Raw genomic sequence first — 14797 nt, 5'->3', positions numbered from 1 at the left:
CTCCTCGCATTAGGCTTGATGCCCGAGGCGAGGAGGGCGTCGATGCGCGGACCGGCGTGGCAGCACGAGGGCGACGACCCCGACTACCGCTTCACGCTCGCGAACGAGCGCACGTTCCTCGCGTGGATCCGCACGGCCCTCGCGCTCCTCGCAGGGGGCGTGCTGCTGCACCAGTTCGCGGCGACGCTCGAGCCGCGCGTCGTGCTCGTCTCGGTGTCGGTGGCGCTCGGTCTCATCGCGGCCGTGCTCAGCGTCGTGTCGTACACGCGGTGGCGCGCGAACGAGATCGCGATCCGCCGCCACCGCCCGCTCCCCTACAGCTGGGTCCTGCCGGCGCTCGCCGGAGCCTGCCTGCTCACCGCAGCGGTCCTGACCTTCCTCCTCCTGGTGTCCTGAACGGTGCTCCCGTGACCGCCTACCGCATCCCCGCCACCGGCGATCCCGGCCTGCAGCCCGAGCGCACGTCGCTCTCGTGGGTGCGCACGTCGCTCGCGATCGCCGTGAACGCGCTGCTCGCGCTCCGCGCGGGCCTCGTGGCGGGCGAGCCCGCGCTGCTGGCGGTCGGCGTGCTCCTGTTCGCGGCGGCCGGCGCCGCGGTCGTCGTCGGCCTCGTGCGCCGGCGGCAGCTCATGGGCGAGCTGCTCACGATCACGCCGCCGCGCGGCGTCCTCGTCGGCGTCGCGCTCATCACGCTCGTCGCGAGCGCGTCCGGCGTGGCGGCGATCCTCGTGGAGGGCCGACCATGAGCGAACGCCATCCCGAGCTCGAGCCCGACCCGTTCGACGAGACCCCGATGCCGGGCGAACGGCGGCGCAAGGTGCTGCGCGTCGCCGTCATCGTGGCGCTGTGCGCGATGGTGCTGCCGCTCGTGCTCTCCTCGGTCGCGGTGGCGCACTCGTCGGCCGAGCGCACCTGCGCCGTCGTCGTGGCCGCCTACGACACGGATGCCGCGGGCGGCCGCGTCTCGTTCGAGTTCTTCGGCCCGGGCGGCCCGGGCTGGCTCTGCTACGAGATCCGCGACGACGGCGGCAGCCGGCTCATCGCCAACCTCGGCGTCATGCCGTCGGGGCCGCAGCCCGCCATCCCCGGCGTGCGCACGTAGGCTCAGTCGGCCGCGCGGGCGCCGTCGCGATCGTCGGGGTCGCCGTCACGGCGGTCGCCGTCGCTGTCACGGTCCTCGGCGAGGAACACGCGCTTGTACTTCCGCCCGTCGGGCAACTCGATGGTCGTCGCCTCGAGCAGCCCGCGGCTCACCCGCTGGTAGATCGCCTGCGGCGTGAGGCCGAGGCGCTTCGCGGCATCCGACACCGAGAGCCCCGGCAGGTCGGTCGGCGCGCTCGACGGCCGGTCGCGCTTGCGACGGCGGCTCGACTCCTGCCGTTCGGCGATGGTGTCGTCGTCGCCCGCCCAGCGGTACTTCGCGGCCGAGGCGCTGAGGCCCGCGGCCTCCGCGACCTCGTCCCACGTCGCGCCGCCGTCGAGCGCCTCGCGCACGGCCGTGAGCGCCGCCGGGTCGGCCTCGAGGGCGGCCGCGAGCGCACGGACGCCCCGCAGCCGCTCGAGCGGCGCGGCATCCGTGTCACCCGACGCAGCCGAGTCGAGCTCGACGAGCCGCGCGAGCGCGCGCGCCGACTCGCCAGAGAGGAACGCCACCGCGCTCAGCCCTCGAGCAGCCCGTTGCGCACCTGGCGGCGCAGGACCTTGCCGATGAGCGAGCGCGGCAGGTCGTCGGCCTGCACGACGCGCTTGGGCACCTTGTAGGGCGTCAGCCCGGCGCGCGCGAACTCGCGGATCGCGGCGGCGTCGAACGTCGCGCCATCTTTCAGCACCACGACCGCGACCACCTGCTCGCCCGAGTGCTCGTCGGGCAGGCCGACCACGGCGCAGTCCTCGACGTCGGGGTGGGCGCGCACCGCCTCCTCGACCTCGCTCGGCGCGACGTTGAAGCCGCCCGTGATGATGAGCTCCTTGATGCGGTCGACCACGCGCACGAAGCCCTCGTCGTCGATGGCCACGATGTCGCCCGTGCGGAACCAGTCGACGCCGCCGTCGTCGGCGGGCACGAAGACGGCCTCGGACTCCTCGGGCTTGCGCCAGTACCCCGAGAACACCTGCGGGCCGCGCACGATGAGCTCGCCCTCGGCGCCCGGCTCGCGGTCGCGGGTCGGCTCGTCGGGGTCGACGACGCGTACCTCCGTCGACGGCAGCGGCAGGCCGACGGTGCCGGCCTTGCGGTTCGGCGCGACGGGGTTGGCCATGAGCACGGGCGAGGTCTCCGAGAGCCCGTAGCCCTCGACGAGGTAGCCGCCCGTCGCGGCCTCCCACGGCTCGACGACGTCGGCCGACAGCGGCATGGCGCCCGAGATGGCGATCTGAATGCCCTCGAGGGACACGCCCTCGGCCGCCGCGGCCTTCGTGAGCCGGTCGTAGATCGGCGGCACGGCGGGCAGGAACGTGGGCGGGTGCTGCTTCACGACCTTCAGCACGAGGTCGGCGTCGAACCGTGGGAACAGCACGAGCCGCGAGCCCATGCTCATCGCGAACGTCAGGCACAGCGTGAGGCCGTAGGCGTGGAACATCGGCAGCACGGCGTAGACGACCGACGTGCCGCGCTCCACCTGCGGCACCCACGCGCGCGCCTGCGCGGCGTTCGAGCCGAGGTTCGCGTGCGTGAGCACCGCGCCCTTGGGGGAGCCGGTCGTGCCGCTCGTGTACTGGATGAGCGCGATGTCGGAGGCCTCTGGCCCGATGATGTGGGCGTCGACGGGGGCGGATGCCACGAGCTCCTGCCAGGGCGTCGTGCCGCGCACCTTCGTGGTGAGCGCCGCCCGCGACTCGCGCGCCTTCGCGATGGGCAGCCGCAGCATCGCCCGCGTAAGGAACGGCATCGCCCGGGTCACGTCGACCGAGACGATCGACTGCACGGCGACATCGGGCGGGAAGTCCTGGATCGTGGCGACCACCTTGTCCCAGGCGATCACGACGCGCGCGCCGTGGTCCTCGAACTGGTGGCGCAGCTCGCGCGGCGTGTAGAGCGGGTTGTGCTCCACGACGATTCCGCCGAGGCGCAGCACCGCGTAGAACGCGACGACGTGCTGCGGGCAGTTCGGCAGCACGAGCGCGACCGGGTCGCCCTTCTGCACGCCCATCAGCCGCAGGCCCTCGGCCGCGCGCTCGATCTGGTCGCCGAGCTGGGAGTAGGTCGTCGTGGCGCCGAAGAACTCGAGCGCGACGTTGCCGCCGTACTGCTCCACCGAGCCGCGCACGAGGTCGTAGAGGGACCCCTCGAACGGATCGATGTCGTCGGGGACGCCGTCGGCGTAGCTGGCCAGCCAGGGACGCGGAGTCGAGATGGCCATCGTCGTCGACCTAGGCCGCGCCGTCGAACATGCTCGTCACCGAGCCGTCCTCGAACACCTCGTGGATCGCCCGGGCGAGGAGCGGCGCGATGGGGAGCACCGTGAGGCGGTCCCAGCGCTTCTCGGGCGGGATGGGAAGCGTGTCGGTGACGACGACGGCATCGATCGACTCGTTCTGCAGGATCTCGACCGCGGGGTTCGAGAACACCGCATGCGTCGCGGCGACGACGACGCCGATCGCGCCGTTCGCCTTCAGCGCCTCCGCGGCCTTCACGATCGTGCGACCGGTGTCGATGAGGTCGTCGACGAGGAGGCACACGCGGCCCTCGACGGTTCCGACGATCTCGTGCACCGACACCTGGTTGGGCACCAGCGGGTCGCGGCGCTTGTGGATGATCGCGAGGGGCACGCCGAGCTTGTCGCTCCAGATGTCGGCGACGCGCACGCGGCCCATGTCGGGCGAGACCACCGTGAGCGTGTTCGCGTCGAGCTTCTCCCGGAAGTGCTCGAGCAGCACGGGCATCGCGAAGAGGTGGTCGACGGGGCCGTCGAAGAAGCCCTGGATCTGCGCGGCGTGCAGGTCGACCGACATGATGCGGTCGGCGCCGGCGGCCTTGTAGAGGTCGGCCACGAGGCGCGCCGAGATGGGCTCGCGCCCGCGGCCCTTCTTGTCCTGCCGGGCGTAGGGGTAGAAGGGGGAGACCACCGTGATTCGCTTGGCCGACGCGCGCTTCAGCGCGTCGATCATGATGAGCTGCTCCATGAGCCACTCGTTGATCGGCGAGGTGTGCGACTGGATCACGAAGGCGTCGGTGCCGCGCACGCTCTCGTCGTAGCGCGCGTAGATCTCGCCGTTCGCGAACGTGCGGGCGTCGGTCGGCATCAGCTCGGTGCCGAGCTCCTCCGCGATCTGCTCGGCGAGCTCGGGGTGGGCCCGCCCGGAGACGAGCACGAGGCGCTTCGATCCGGTGGTCTCGATTCCCGACATGTGGTGTGTCCTCTCCACCCGCGTGAGCCGGTGCGTCAGTCGGTGGCTGCGTCGTCCGAAGCAGGGCCGGATGCCTCGTCGGCGGCCTCGGCGGCCCGGGCCGCTGCGGTGCCGGGCCGATGCTTCCTGACCCATCCCTCGATGTTGCGTTGCGGGGCCACGTTCACGGCCAGCGCCCCGGCCGGGATGTCCTTCCGGACGACCGTGCCGGCGCCCGTGTAGGCCCCATCGGCAATCCTAACGGGCGCGACGAAGACGCCGTGCGAGCCGGTGCGCACGTGCGAGCCCACCTCGGAGTGGTGCTTGCGCACGCCGTCGTAGTTGGCGAAGATCGAGCCCGCGCCGATGTTCGTGTGCACGCCGATCGTGGCGTCGCCGACGTAGGACAGGTGCGGCACCTTGCTGCCCGCGCCGATGGTCGCGTTCTTCGTCTCGACGAACGTGCCGATCTTGCCGTCGGCGCCGAGCACGGTGCCCGGCCGCAGGAACGAGAAGGGGCCGACGGATGCGCCGTCGCCGATGACCGACAGCGTGGCATCCGTGCGCTTCACCTCGGCGCCCCGCCCGACCTCGCAGTCGACGAGCGTCGTGTCGGGGCCGATCACGGACCCGGTCGCGACGACCGTGGCGCCCTTGAGCTGCGTGCCGGGGCGGATCGTCACGTCGGGCTCGAGCGTCACGTCGAGGTCGATCCACGTGGTGGCCGGGTCCTCGATCGTGACGCCGGCGAGCTGCCAGCCGCGCACGATGAGTGCGTTGAGGCGGGCTGCGGTCTCGGACAGCTGCGCGCGGTCGTTGATGCCCGCGACGAGCCACGGCTCGGACACCGGCACCGCCTCGACCTCGGAGCCCGCCGAACGCAGCAGCTGGATCACGTCGGTGAGGTACTTCTCGCCCTGCGCGTTGTCGGTCGTGAGGTTCGCGAGCTGGTCGCGCAGGGCGCCCGCGCCGAACGCGTAGATGCCGGCGTTGATCTCGTCGATCGCCCGCTCGTCGTCGCTGGCGTCCTTCTGCTCCACGATGCGGTCGAACGCGCCGTGGTCGTCGCGCACGACGCGGCCGTAGCCCGTGGGGTCGTCGTAGAACGCCGAGAGCACGGATGCCTGCGCGGCATGGCCGCGGTGACGCTCGAGGAAGGCGGCGAGCGTGTCGGCGTCGAGGAGCGGCACGTCGCCGTTGAGCACGAGCACCTCCCCCGCGAAGTCGTCGGGGAGCACCGCGACGGCCTGCTCGACGGCACGTCCGGTGCCGGGGATCTCGTCCTGGTCGACGACGACCGTGCCGGGCAGCGTCGCCTCGACGGCGGCGGCGACCTGGTCGCGCTCGTGCCGGACGACGGCGATCACGTGCGCGGCGTCGAGCGCCTGCGCCGTGCGCAGCACGTGGGCCACGATCGGCGACCCCGCGAGGGGGTGCAGGAGCTTCGGGGTGGCGGATTTCATGCGCGTGCCCTGGCCGGCGGCGAGCACGATGATGGCGAGTTGCTGGTCCATGCTCCGCCACCAGGATTCGAACCTGGTCCTCACAGCTCCAAAGGCTGTCGTGCTGCCGTTACACCATGGCGGACTGCGCGGGGGTCGGGCCCTGCGCCGCCCACAAGTCTGCCATGGCGCACGGGCGCGGCCCTGCGGCATCCGCTCGCCGTGGACTGCCGTGGACGCCGCCGCTCGGCCTCGGCCCCACCGCCGGCGGTGGGATGATGGCGGGATGACCGATGCTGACGAGGTCGACCGGATCGTGGGCGACTGGGAGCGCGAGCGTCCCGACCTCGACTTCGCGCCGTTGCAGGTGCTCTCGCGCGTGGCGCGGCTCTCGAAGCACCTCGACCGGGCACGGCGGCAGGCGTTCGCGCGCTCGGAGCTCGAGGCATCCGAGTTCGACGTGCTCTCGGCCCTGCGGCGCGCGGGCACGCCGTACCGGCTCTCGCCGAAGCAGCTGCTGCAGCAGACGCTCGTCTCGAGCGGGACGATGACGAACCGCATCGACCGGCTCGTGGAGCGCGGGCTCGTGTCGCGCCAGACCGACCCGAACGACGGACGCGGCATCCTCGTCGAGATGAGCCCCGCCGGCCTCACCCGCGTCGACGCCGCGATCACGCGGCTCGTCGACGCCGAGTCCGAGCTGCTCGAGAGCCTGCCGGCCGCCGAGCAGAAGCGACTCGCGGGACTGCTGCGCAAGCTCAGCCTCGGGTTCGACTGAGCGCGCGCGTCACGGAGTCGTGGTGCTGTCTCGCGTCCGGCTCGGCATCGCGTTCGAGCTGGGTCCTACGCGAGCCGGACGGCCTTCTCGGTGAAGTAGGTCACCTCGCCGTCGACATCCTCCACCCCGAAGACGAACTTGCCGGAGGGAGTGGCCCGGACATCGACGACCGTGCCGCGTCCGCGCGCCGTGACCACGACGGCTCCCGGCGTGAAGATGGTTTCGCTCATACGCCAGATCATGCGGGAGACGGGGGGTGGTCCGCCTCCCCCGTGAGGCGGATCCTGGCTTCCGCATCCGACCGGGCTTCCTCGCGAGTTCTCCACAAGTGCTCGAACATACGTTCGAATCTCGATAGAATCGACGCATGCCGATGGCGATCGCGACTCCCCGTCCAGGGATCGCACCTGCGCCCGAATCCTCGCCCTTCGCGATCGCCCAAGACGGCCTCGCCGGGTTGGTCGACGCCGCGGTCCAGGCACGCCGGCTGGAGGCGATGCAGGCGGCGATGCGCGTCGACGTGATCAATCTCGCCGTCGACTACGCGATGCGCAGCGCTGATGCGTTCACGGCGCCGTCCCTCTCGCCCGAGCGTCGACGTGAGGTCGCCCGACGTGCCGTGATCGCCGAGCTCGCGACGGCGTTGCGGCTCCCTGAGCGCACCATGACGCGACTCGTGTCGGAGTCGTGGACGCTCGCGAACCAGCTCCCCGCGACCCTCGCGGCCCTTCGCGTGGGCGACATCGATGAGTCGCACGCGCGTGTCGTCATCGACGAGACTGCGGATGTGACCGATGCCGCGGTACGAGCCCGTCTCGATGTCGAGCTCGTCGAGCGCGCCGCGACGATGACGGCGGCGAGCCTCCGTCGGGTCGCTCGACGCCTGCGCGAGTCCGTGCAGGCGGAATCGCTCGCGGAACGCCATGCACAGGCGCTCGCCGAACGCCGGGTCGAGCTCGAGCCCGCGCGCGACGGCATGGCATGGCTCCACCTGCACCTCTCGGCGAGCGATGCGTTGCTGATCCGCAACCGGCTCGACCGGGTGGCCGCCGAAGTGAGCGGCGGGGCAGGCGAGGCGTCAGCCGTGGCCGATGCCCGCACCCCCGATCAACTCCGTGCGGATGTCGCACGCGACCTGCTGCTGCATGGCGTCCCGCCGATCGGCGAGGCGTTCCATGTCGCCGCGGCAACCGTGAGACCGTCGGTGCACGTGACCGTGCCGGTGCTCACGCTCCTCGGCCTCGACGACGTGCCCGCCGACCTCGAGGGCTACGGCCCGATCGACCCCGAGACGGCCCGACGGCTCGCCGCGCAGGCGCCCTCGTTCACGCGCATCCTCACCCACCCGGTGTCGGGCACGGTGCTCGACGTCGACCGCACCACGTACCGTCCGCCCGCCGACCTCGCGAAGTGGCTGCGAGTGCGCGACGAGAGCTGCCGGTTCCCGGGCTGCAACCGGCGGGCCGCTCGATGCGAGCTCGACCACACCGAAGGCTGGGCCGACCTCGGCAGCACGAGCTTCGACAACCTCGCGCACCTCTGCCCGTACCATCACCACCTGAAGCACGAGTCGTCCTGGTCGGTGCGACATCTCGAGCACGGAACACTCGAGTGGCGCTCCCCGGCCGGTCGTCGATACGTCACCGAGGCGTCGGTGCGGATCCCGGCGCGCGCTGCGCCCCACCCGGCTCGAGCAGAGCGCCTCGATCCGGTCGACCCCTCCCGTTCTCGGGATGGGACGCCTCCCGAGACCCCGCCGTTCTGAACGGCCCATTCGACGACGCCTGCCCGACCCTCAGGGGCTTTCGCGAGCTCGTGAGCTCGGGGCCCGAGCCTCGGGCCCCGAGCTCGGGCCCCGAGGGGCAGGCCCCGAGGCTCGCCCCCCCACTCAGGCGTCGTCTTGCGCGATCCACCGAACGCCGCCGTCGTGCAGGATGAGCTGCGCCCGAACCTCGACGCCGGCCGCGCGACAGGCTGCACCGAGCGCGCCGGCCCACTCCCGGTCGCCGGACATGAGCTCGTCGCTCCCCGGGCGCTCCCAGACGAAGACGACCTTCGCCGCCCCGATCTCACCGACGATGCTCGCGAGCCGGTTCGCCAGGACCTCGGCCACGGTGCCCTCGGCGCCGCACGGCTCGTGCGGATCCTCGGGGTAACCGGCCATGGGCATGAGCACCGGCCGCTGCACGTCCTGGTCGTCGAGGTACAGGGTCCACCACTGGCGGCGGACCGCACGGTCCAGCAGGTCGCCGACGCGCTGCCGGATGTCCTCGTCGGTCGGAATGGGCTGATGCGTCTGGTCGGTTGTCGTGTCGAGTCGGGTCATGCCTCGAACGTTCCACGGTCGCCGACCGAGGCTGCGCTCAGGCGCGGTTCGGTGGAGCCAGTACTCGCGTCACGAGGTGTGGAGGACGAGACCTCACCGCCGCAGCACCTTGCGCGCCAACCAGTTGCCGAGGAACTGCACGCCCTGCACGAAGACCACGATGAGCAGCACGGCGGCCCAGGTGATGACCGGCTCGAACTGGCGGTAGCCGTACACCTGCGCGAACGTGCCGAGGCCGCCGCCGCCGATGAGGCCGGCCACCGCGGTCATGTCCACGATCGCGACGAGCACGAACGTGTAGCCCAGGATGAGCGGCCCGAGCGCCTCGGGGATCACGACGGTCACGAGGATGCGGATCGGGCCCGCGCCCATCGAGCGCGCCGCCTCGATCACGCCCGGTGACACGGTGAGCAGGTTCTGCTCCACGATGCGCGCGATCGCGAACGACGCGGCGAGCGACAGCGCGAAGATGAGCGCGTTGTTCCCGATGCCGGTGCCCACCACGACCCGCGACAGCGGCTGCACCGCGGCGATGAAGATGATGAACGGGATCGGCCGGAAGAAGTTGATGACGACGTTGACCACGTTGTAGACGACGCGGTTCGACAGCAGGCTGCCGGGACGGGTCGTGTAGAGGGCGACGCCGAGCAGGAGGCCCGCGATGCCGCCGAACAGCAGCGTGAGCCCCACCATGTAGAGGGTCTCGACGGCGGCGACCCAGAACTCGCCCTGGAGCTCGATCAGGCGATCCATCAGGCTGCCTCCGTCACGTCGACGCGCGAGCCGATGCTCGCGAGCGCGCCGTCGATCGCGGCATCCGCGCCTCGGATCGCGAGCGTGAGATGCCCGAACGCACGCCCCTGGATGTCGTTGATGCCGCCGTAGACGAGCTCGAACTCGAGGCCCGCGGCGCCGAGCTCGAGGAACACCGCCGCCTGCGACGCGTCGCCGTCGCGGAACGAGATCGTCACGATGCGACCCTCGTGCCGCTCGCGCAGCACGGCGAGCTCGGCCGGCGACGGGATGCCCTTCACGACCGTCGACACGAACCGCGCCGACGACGGGTTCTGCGGGTCGGAGAACACGTCGAACACGTCGCCGTGCTCGATCACCCGGCCGCCGTCCATGACCGCGACCTTCGTCGCGATCGACTGGATGACGTCCATCTCGTGCGTGATGACGATGATCGTCACGCCGAACTCGCGGTTCACGCGCTTGAGGAGCTGGAGCACCTCGTGCGTCGTCTCGGGGTCGAGCGCACTCGTGGCCTCGTCGGCGAGGAGCAGCCGCGGGGAGGTGGCGAGGGCACGCGCGATGCCGACGCGCTGCTTCTGCCCGCCCGAGAGCTGATCGGGATAGTTGCGCGCCTTGTCGGCGAGGCCGACGAAGTCGAGCAGTTCGGCGACCCTGGCGTCGACCTCGGACTTCGACGCACCCGCGACCCTGAGCGGGTACGCGACGTTCTGCTGCACCGTCTTCGACCCGAACAGGTTGAACTGCTGGAAGATCATGCCGATGCCGAGTCGGATGCCGCGGAGCTCGCGCTCGGGCATCGTCGTCAGGTCGCGCCCGTCGACCGTGATCGAGCCCGACGTCGCGGGCTCGAGGGCGTTGACGAGGCGCACGAGCGTGGACTTGCCCGCGCCCGAGTAGCCGATGATGCCGTAGACGTCACCGGGCTCGATGTCGAGCGAGACGTCGTCGACGGCGACCACCGGGGCGCCGCCGCGCTCGGGCGACGGGTAGCTCTTGGTCACGTTGGTGAGGCTCACGAGGGCCATGGATGCTCCTTCCGCACGCCGCGACGGGCGGTGGGGCCGGATCGGCGCCCACCGCCCGCTCGTGGCGATCGATCGTGGATCGTGTGCGGCGTCAGCCCTTGGCGGACTTCGTGTCGGCCTCGACCTTGGCGAGCGAGTCCTCGAGGTCCTCGACCGGGGTGACGATCGGCACGCCCGTGCCGCCCGAGGCGTCGACGAGCGCGCGCTGCACGTCGGGGTCGGTCTGGAAGATGTCGACGAGCTTCAGGTAGGTCTCGTTGTCCTGGTCCTCGGCGCGCGCCGCGAAGATGTTGACGTACGGCAGCGCGTTGGGGTCGCTCGGGTCGTCCTTCGCGATCGCGTCGTCGAACGTGAGGCCGGTGTCCTCGACGAAGTCGTTGTTGATGATCGCGGCGGCGACGTCGGGCAGCGACGTCGCGGTGAGCGACGCCTCCAGCGCGGTGACCTCGACCTTCGACTTCGCCTCGTCGATGTCGGCGAGGTCGGAGAAGATGGTGCCGCCGCTCTTCAGCTCGATGAGGCCCGCCGACTGCAGCACGAGCAGCGCGCGGGCCTGGTTCGACGCGTCGTTCGGCACGGCGACCGTCTCGCCGGCGGGGATGTCCTTCACGGAGTCGTACTTCAGTGAGTACAGGCCGAGCGGGTAGATGGCCGTCGAGCCGATCGGGGCGAGGTCCTCGCCCGCCGACACGTTGTAGTCGGCGAGGTACACGATGTGCTGGAACTGGTTCAGGTCGAGCTCGCCCTCGGTGAGGGCGGGGTTCGGCTGCGCGTAGTCGGCGAAGTCGACGATCTCGATCTGGATGCCCTCGTCGGCGGCGGCCTCCTCGAAGGCGGCCCACTGCGGGTCGCCCTTCCCGACGACGCCGATCTTCACGACGTCGTCGGCCGTCTCGCCGGCCGCGGGCGTGGCGCAGGCGGCGAGGCTCGCGATGAGGGGCAGGGCCGCGAGCGCGGCGAGGATCTTGGTGCTGGTGCGTGACATTCCGGTGGACTCCCTTTCGCATGGGCGCGCGCGTCCAGGGTGCTGGTGTGCAGTGGAGCAGGCATGGCTCCGCCACGGTCGGTGAACGGTGGGGGCTTCGATGCCGCGAACGCGCGCGCACCTCCACGTTAGGCGAAGGATCTTCGGCCTCACGCCAGACGGGTCACGATCGGTCACAGTTCCTGCGGATGTGAAGCTGCATTACGACGGATGCTGCGACACAACCGAACACCGTTCGCCGGTGTGGTGCTAGCGAGCAACGCCCACGGCGGGCTCGAACTCAGCCCTCGAGCGCCTCCGACACCTCGAGCCAGCGCGTCTCGAGCTCCGCCACGGATGCCTCGAGCCCCGCGAGCTCGTCGCCGAGCGTCCCCAGTCCCACGTAGTCGCTCTGGTCGTGGCGGGCGAGGCGCTCGTGCTGCTCCGCGATCTGCGACTGCAGCTTCTCGAGCCGGCGGTCGATCGACGAGAGCTCCTTCTCGGCGGCGCGGCGCTCGGCGCCGGCGAGCGCGGGTGCGGCGGCCGCCACCTGCGCTGGTCGAGTAGCGACCGGCGCAGCGGCATCCGCTGGTCGAGGAGCGCCCGGCGCGGCCGACCGCGTCTCGAGACCGGGCCGCCCCGCTGCCTCCGTGCTCGCCGCCGCCTGCCGCCGCAGCTCGAGGTACTGGTCGACGCCGCGCGGGAGGTCGCGCAGGTGCCCGTCGAGGATCGCGAACTGCCGGTCGGTGACGCGCTCGATGAGGTACCGATCGTGGCTCACGACGAGGAGCGTCCCCGGCCACGAGTCGAGCAGGTCCTCGATCGCCGCGAGCATGTCGGTGTCGAGGTCGTTCGTCGGCTCGTCGAGGATGAGCACGTTCGGCTCGGCGAGCAGGATCAGCAGCAGCTGCAGCCGTCGCTTCTGGCCGCCCGACAGGTTCTTCACGGGCGTCGAGAGCTGCGCGTTCGTGAACCCGAGCCGCTCGAGCAGCTGACCCGGCGTCAGCTCGACGGCCTTCGAGCCCTCGCCGATCCTGTAGGCGGTGCGCTGCTCCGCGACGACGGCGCTCACGCGCTGCTCGCTCCACTCGGCGAGCTCCGCGAGCTCCTGGCTCAGCGTCGCGATCTTCACGGTCTTGCCGCGCTTCACGCGGCCGGTCGTCGGCTCGACCGCACCGGTGACGAGTCCGAGCAGCGTCGACTTGCCCGCGCCGTTCACGCCGAGGATGCCGGTCCGCTCGCCGGGCGCGATGCGCCACTCGACGTCGTGCAGCACGGTCTTCGTGTCGGGCGCCTCCGGCGCGGCATCCGCCACCGGATAGACCACGGACACGTCGAGCAGGTCGACGACGTCCTTGCCGAGGCGCGACACCGCGAGCCGGTTGAGCTCGATCGGGTTGCGCGCGGGCGGCTCGTTCTCGATGAGGTGGTTCGCCGCCTCGATGCGGAACTTCGGCTTCGAGGTGCGCGCCGGCGCGCCCCGGCGCAGCCAGGCGAGCTCCTTGCGCATGAGGTTCTGCCGCTTGGCCTCGGATGCCGCGGCCATCCGGTCGCGCTCCACGCGCTGCAGCACGTAGGCGGCGTAGCCGCCCTCGAACGGCTCGACGATGCCGTCGTGCACCTCCCACGTGGCGGTGCACACCTCGTCGAGGAACCAGCGGTCGTGCGTCACGACGACGAGCGCACCGGCATCCGTCGCCCATCGCGCCTTCAGGTGCTGCGCGAGCCAAACGATGCCCTCGACGTCGAGGTGGTTCGTGGGCTCGTCGAGGAACACGACGTCCCAGTCGCCGATGAGCAGGGCCGCGAGCGCGACGCGCCGGCGCTGGCCGCCCGACAGGCTCGAGACCTGCGCCTGCCACGGGACGTCGGCGAGCAGGCCGCCGATCACGTCGCGCACCTTCGCGTCGCCCGCCCACACGTGCTCCTCGATGCCGCCCACGACGGCCTCCGCGACCGTGTGGCCCGGGTCGACCGCGTCGGCCTGGTCGAGCATCCCGATCCGGATGCCGCGGCGGTGCGTCACCCGTCCGCCGTCGGGTTCGAGCCGCGTCGCCAGCAGCTTCAGCAGGGTCGACTTGCCGTCGCCGTTGCGGCCGACGACGCCGATGCGGTCGCCCTCGTCGATGCCGAGGGTGACCTCGTCGAAGACCGTGCGCGTCGGGAACTCGAGGTGCAGGCGCTCAGCGCCGAGGAGGTGTGCCATGTCCCGACGAGCCTACGCGTGCACGATGCGGGCGCCGTAGACGGGCCCGTGCACGTGCACCGCGTTCAGGCGCGCGGCCGAGAGCGCGACCTGGAGCTCGAGGGCCGTGTCGGCGTCCTCGGCGAGGAACGCGACCGTGGGACCCGAGCCCGAGACGAGGCCCGCGATCGCACCGTGCGTCTCGCCGAGCTCGAGGATGCCGCCGAGGCCCGGCGCGAGCCCGAGTGCGGCGGCCTGCAGGTCGTTGTGCAGCGCGTCGGCGAGCAGGTGCGCGTCGCCGGCCCGCAGCGCCTGCAGCACGGCCGTGTCGACGGTCGGCGACGACGTGGGCGCGTTCAGGAGCGGATCGGTCTCGCGGCGGCGGTCGAGCTCGCGGTAGACGCCGGGCGTCGAGAGCCCGAACTCCGCGACCGCGAGCACCCAGTGGAACGAACCGGTCGCGAGCGCCGGGCTGAGGCGGTCGCCGCGTCCCGTGCCGATCGCGGTGCCGCCCGTGAGGGCGAAGGGCACGTCGGCGCCGAGCTTCGCCGCGAGCGCGTGCAGCTCGTCCTTCGAGAGCGCGGTGCCCCACATCGCGTCGCAGGCGACGAGGGTCGCCGCGGCATCCGCCGAGCCGCCGCCCATGCCGCCCGCGATGGGCACGTGCTTCTCGATCTCGAGGTGCACGCCGCCGGGCACGCCGGCGGTGCGGGCGAGCAGCTTCGCGGCCTTGATCGCGAGGTTCGAGGCATCCGTCGGCAGGCTCGACGTGTCGATGCTGCCGCCGAACGTGACGCTGAACTCATCGTCGGGCCAGGCCTTCACGTCCTCGTAGAGCGAGACGGCCTGGTAGGCGGTGGCGACGTCGTGGTAGCCGTCGGGCTGCACCTCGCCCACGCGCATGAAGAGGTTGACCTTGCCGGGCGCCCGGACGTGCACTGCCTCGTCGGTCGCCGCGATCGTCATGAAGCCACGCTATCCCACGGCCTCGGCGC

The 14797-nt window shown here is 71.6% G+C and carries 16 protein-coding genes and 1 tRNA gene; 5 read left to right on the top strand and 12 right to left on the bottom strand.

All coding sequences use genetic code 11. The features are described 5' to 3' along the window. Window positions 1–42: 42 nt before the first annotated feature. Genes ACWGO8_RS13785 through ACWGO8_RS13775 form a run of 3 tightly spaced genes read left to right on the top strand, consistent with a single transcriptional unit; the run spans window position 43 to window position 1102 of the window. Window positions 43–396, top strand: a complete 354-nt coding sequence (locus tag ACWGO8_RS13785; protein WP_452043614.1) for a YidH family protein — start codon at window positions 43–45, stop codon at window positions 394–396. 11 nt (window positions 397–407) lie between these two features. Continuing rightward, window positions 408–746 (top strand): DUF202 domain-containing protein, encoded by a 339-nt coding sequence (locus tag ACWGO8_RS13780; protein WP_452043613.1) that lies wholly within the window; start codon window positions 408–410, stop codon window positions 744–746. Continuing rightward, a complete protein-coding gene (locus ACWGO8_RS13775) occupies window positions 743–1102 on the top strand; it encodes a hypothetical protein (RefSeq protein ID WP_452043612.1) in 360 nt (119 codons plus the stop codon). The genes ACWGO8_RS13780 and ACWGO8_RS13775 overlap by 4 nt, the downstream gene beginning before the upstream one ends. A 2-nt stretch (window positions 1103–1104) precedes the next feature. Here ACWGO8_RS13775 and ACWGO8_RS13770 read toward each other — a convergent pair whose 3' ends face one another. The 5 genes from ACWGO8_RS13770 to ACWGO8_RS13750 all read right to left on the bottom strand — a co-directional run bounded on the left by ACWGO8_RS13770 (window position 1105) and on the right by ACWGO8_RS13750 (window position 5913). Then, window positions 1105–1653 (bottom strand): hypothetical protein, encoded by a 549-nt coding sequence (locus ACWGO8_RS13770; protein WP_452043611.1) that lies wholly within the window; start codon window positions 1651–1653, stop codon window positions 1105–1107. Between the two features lie 5 nt (window positions 1654–1658). Then, the gene (locus ACWGO8_RS13765; RefSeq protein WP_452043610.1) at window positions 1659–3359 is read right to left on the bottom strand and encodes a long-chain-fatty-acid--CoA ligase; all 1701 of its coding nucleotides are present in this window, start codon (window positions 3357–3359) and stop codon (window positions 1659–1661) included. A 10-nt stretch (window positions 3360–3369) separates the two neighbouring features. Further along, window positions 3370–4347: a ribose-phosphate diphosphokinase gene (locus ACWGO8_RS13760; protein ID WP_452043609.1), complete on the bottom strand. Its 978-nt coding sequence runs from the start codon at window positions 4345–4347 to the stop codon at window positions 3370–3372. A 35-nt stretch (window positions 4348–4382) separates the two neighbouring features. Then, window positions 4383–5840 (bottom strand): bifunctional UDP-N-acetylglucosamine diphosphorylase/glucosamine-1-phosphate N-acetyltransferase GlmU, encoded by a 1458-nt coding sequence (gene glmU, locus ACWGO8_RS13755; RefSeq protein ID WP_452043608.1) that lies wholly within the window; start codon window positions 5838–5840, stop codon window positions 4383–4385. Window position 5841: 1 nt separating this feature from the next. Further along, window positions 5842–5913: transfer RNA gene (locus ACWGO8_RS13750), tRNA-Gln, on the bottom strand. 141 nt (window positions 5914–6054) lie between these two features. Between ACWGO8_RS13750 and ACWGO8_RS13745 the strand changes: the two genes are divergently transcribed. Continuing rightward, window positions 6055–6546: a MarR family winged helix-turn-helix transcriptional regulator gene (locus ACWGO8_RS13745; protein WP_376957362.1), complete on the top strand. Its 492-nt coding sequence runs from the start codon at window positions 6055–6057 to the stop codon at window positions 6544–6546. Window positions 6547–6611: 65 nt separating this feature from the next. On the opposite strand, the gene ACWGO8_RS13740 is transcribed toward ACWGO8_RS13745, so the two are convergent. Further along, a complete protein-coding gene (locus ACWGO8_RS13740; RefSeq protein ID WP_452043607.1) occupies window positions 6612–6776 on the bottom strand; it encodes a hypothetical protein in 165 nt (54 codons plus the stop codon). A 137-nt stretch (window positions 6777–6913) separates the two neighbouring features. On the opposite strand from ACWGO8_RS13740, the gene ACWGO8_RS13735 reads away from it, so the two are divergent. Next, window positions 6914–8311: a DUF222 domain-containing protein gene (locus tag ACWGO8_RS13735; RefSeq protein WP_452043606.1), complete on the top strand. Its 1398-nt coding sequence runs from the start codon at window positions 6914–6916 to the stop codon at window positions 8309–8311. Between the two features lie 123 nt (window positions 8312–8434). Here ACWGO8_RS13735 and ACWGO8_RS13730 read toward each other — a convergent pair whose 3' ends face one another. The 6 genes from ACWGO8_RS13730 to ACWGO8_RS13705 all read right to left on the bottom strand — a co-directional run bounded on the left by ACWGO8_RS13730 (window position 8435) and on the right by ACWGO8_RS13705 (window position 14768). Next, window positions 8435–8872, bottom strand: a complete 438-nt coding sequence (locus ACWGO8_RS13730) for a hypothetical protein (RefSeq protein WP_452043605.1) — start codon at window positions 8870–8872, stop codon at window positions 8435–8437. 93 nt (window positions 8873–8965) lie between these two features. Then, window positions 8966–9625 (bottom strand): methionine ABC transporter permease, encoded by a 660-nt coding sequence (locus ACWGO8_RS13725; protein ID WP_376957370.1) that lies wholly within the window; start codon window positions 9623–9625, stop codon window positions 8966–8968. After that, a complete protein-coding gene (locus ACWGO8_RS13720) occupies window positions 9625–10653 on the bottom strand; it encodes a methionine ABC transporter ATP-binding protein (protein WP_452043604.1) in 1029 nt (342 codons plus the stop codon). Before ACWGO8_RS13720 ends, ACWGO8_RS13725 begins: the two co-directional genes overlap by 1 nt. Window positions 10654–10744: 91 nt before the next feature. After that, window positions 10745–11638: a MetQ/NlpA family ABC transporter substrate-binding protein gene (locus ACWGO8_RS13715; protein ID WP_452043603.1), complete on the bottom strand. Its 894-nt coding sequence runs from the start codon at window positions 11636–11638 to the stop codon at window positions 10745–10747. A 280-nt stretch (window positions 11639–11918) separates the two neighbouring features. Beyond that, entirely contained in the window at window positions 11919–13823 is a 1905-nt protein-coding gene (locus ACWGO8_RS13710) for an ABC-F family ATP-binding cassette domain-containing protein (RefSeq protein ID WP_452043602.1), read from the bottom strand. A 12-nt stretch (window positions 13824–13835) separates the two neighbouring features. Next, entirely contained in the window at window positions 13836–14768 is a 933-nt protein-coding gene (locus ACWGO8_RS13705) for a 4-(cytidine 5'-diphospho)-2-C-methyl-D-erythritol kinase (protein ID WP_376957377.1), read from the bottom strand. Window positions 14769–14797 lie beyond the last annotated feature (29 nt).

It is taken from the genome of Agromyces sp. NPDC055661 (assembly GCF_053618135.1).
This window is presented reverse-complemented; position numbering and strand designations above follow the sequence as displayed.

What these genes read in the sequence shown, in the direction of transcription:
- ACWGO8_RS13720 (WP_452043604.1), bottom strand. Translation starts at nt 10,653, where the DNA reads ATGGCCCTCGTGAGCCTCACCAACGTGACCAAGAGCTACCCGTCGCCC.
- ACWGO8_RS13745 (WP_376957362.1), top strand. Translation starts at nt 6,055, where the DNA reads ATGACCGATGCTGACGAGGTCGACCGGATCGTGGGCGACTGGGAGCGC.
- ACWGO8_RS13710 (WP_452043602.1), bottom strand. Translation starts at nt 13,823, where the DNA reads ATGGCACACCTCCTCGGCGCTGAGCGCCTGCACCTCGAGTTCCCGACG.
- ACWGO8_RS13730 (WP_452043605.1), bottom strand. Translation starts at nt 8,872, where the DNA reads ATGACCCGACTCGACACGACAACCGACCAGACGCATCAGCCCATTCCG.
- ACWGO8_RS13715 (WP_452043603.1), bottom strand. Translation starts at nt 11,638, where the DNA reads ATGTCACGCACCAGCACCAAGATCCTCGCCGCGCTCGCGGCCCTGCCC.
- ACWGO8_RS13735 (WP_452043606.1), top strand. Translation starts at nt 6,914, where the DNA reads ATGCCGATGGCGATCGCGACTCCCCGTCCAGGGATCGCACCTGCGCCC.
- glmU (WP_452043608.1), bottom strand. Translation starts at nt 5,840, where the DNA reads ATGGACCAGCAACTCGCCATCATCGTGCTCGCCGCCGGCCAGGGCACG.
- ACWGO8_RS13775 (WP_452043612.1), top strand. Translation starts at nt 743, where the DNA reads ATGAGCGAACGCCATCCCGAGCTCGAGCCCGACCCGTTCGACGAGACC.
- ACWGO8_RS13705 (WP_376957377.1), bottom strand. Translation starts at nt 14,768, where the DNA reads ATGACGATCGCGGCGACCGACGAGGCAGTGCACGTCCGGGCGCCCGGC.
- ACWGO8_RS13725 (WP_376957370.1), bottom strand. Translation starts at nt 9,625, where the DNA reads ATGGATCGCCTGATCGAGCTCCAGGGCGAGTTCTGGGTCGCCGCCGTC.
- ACWGO8_RS13740 (WP_452043607.1), bottom strand. Translation starts at nt 6,776, where the DNA reads ATGAGCGAAACCATCTTCACGCCGGGAGCCGTCGTGGTCACGGCGCGC.
- ACWGO8_RS13785 (WP_452043614.1), top strand. Translation starts at nt 43, where the DNA reads ATGCGCGGACCGGCGTGGCAGCACGAGGGCGACGACCCCGACTACCGC.
- ACWGO8_RS13760 (WP_452043609.1), bottom strand. Translation starts at nt 4,347, where the DNA reads ATGTCGGGAATCGAGACCACCGGATCGAAGCGCCTCGTGCTCGTCTCC.
- ACWGO8_RS13765 (WP_452043610.1), bottom strand. Translation starts at nt 3,359, where the DNA reads ATGGCCATCTCGACTCCGCGTCCCTGGCTGGCCAGCTACGCCGACGGC.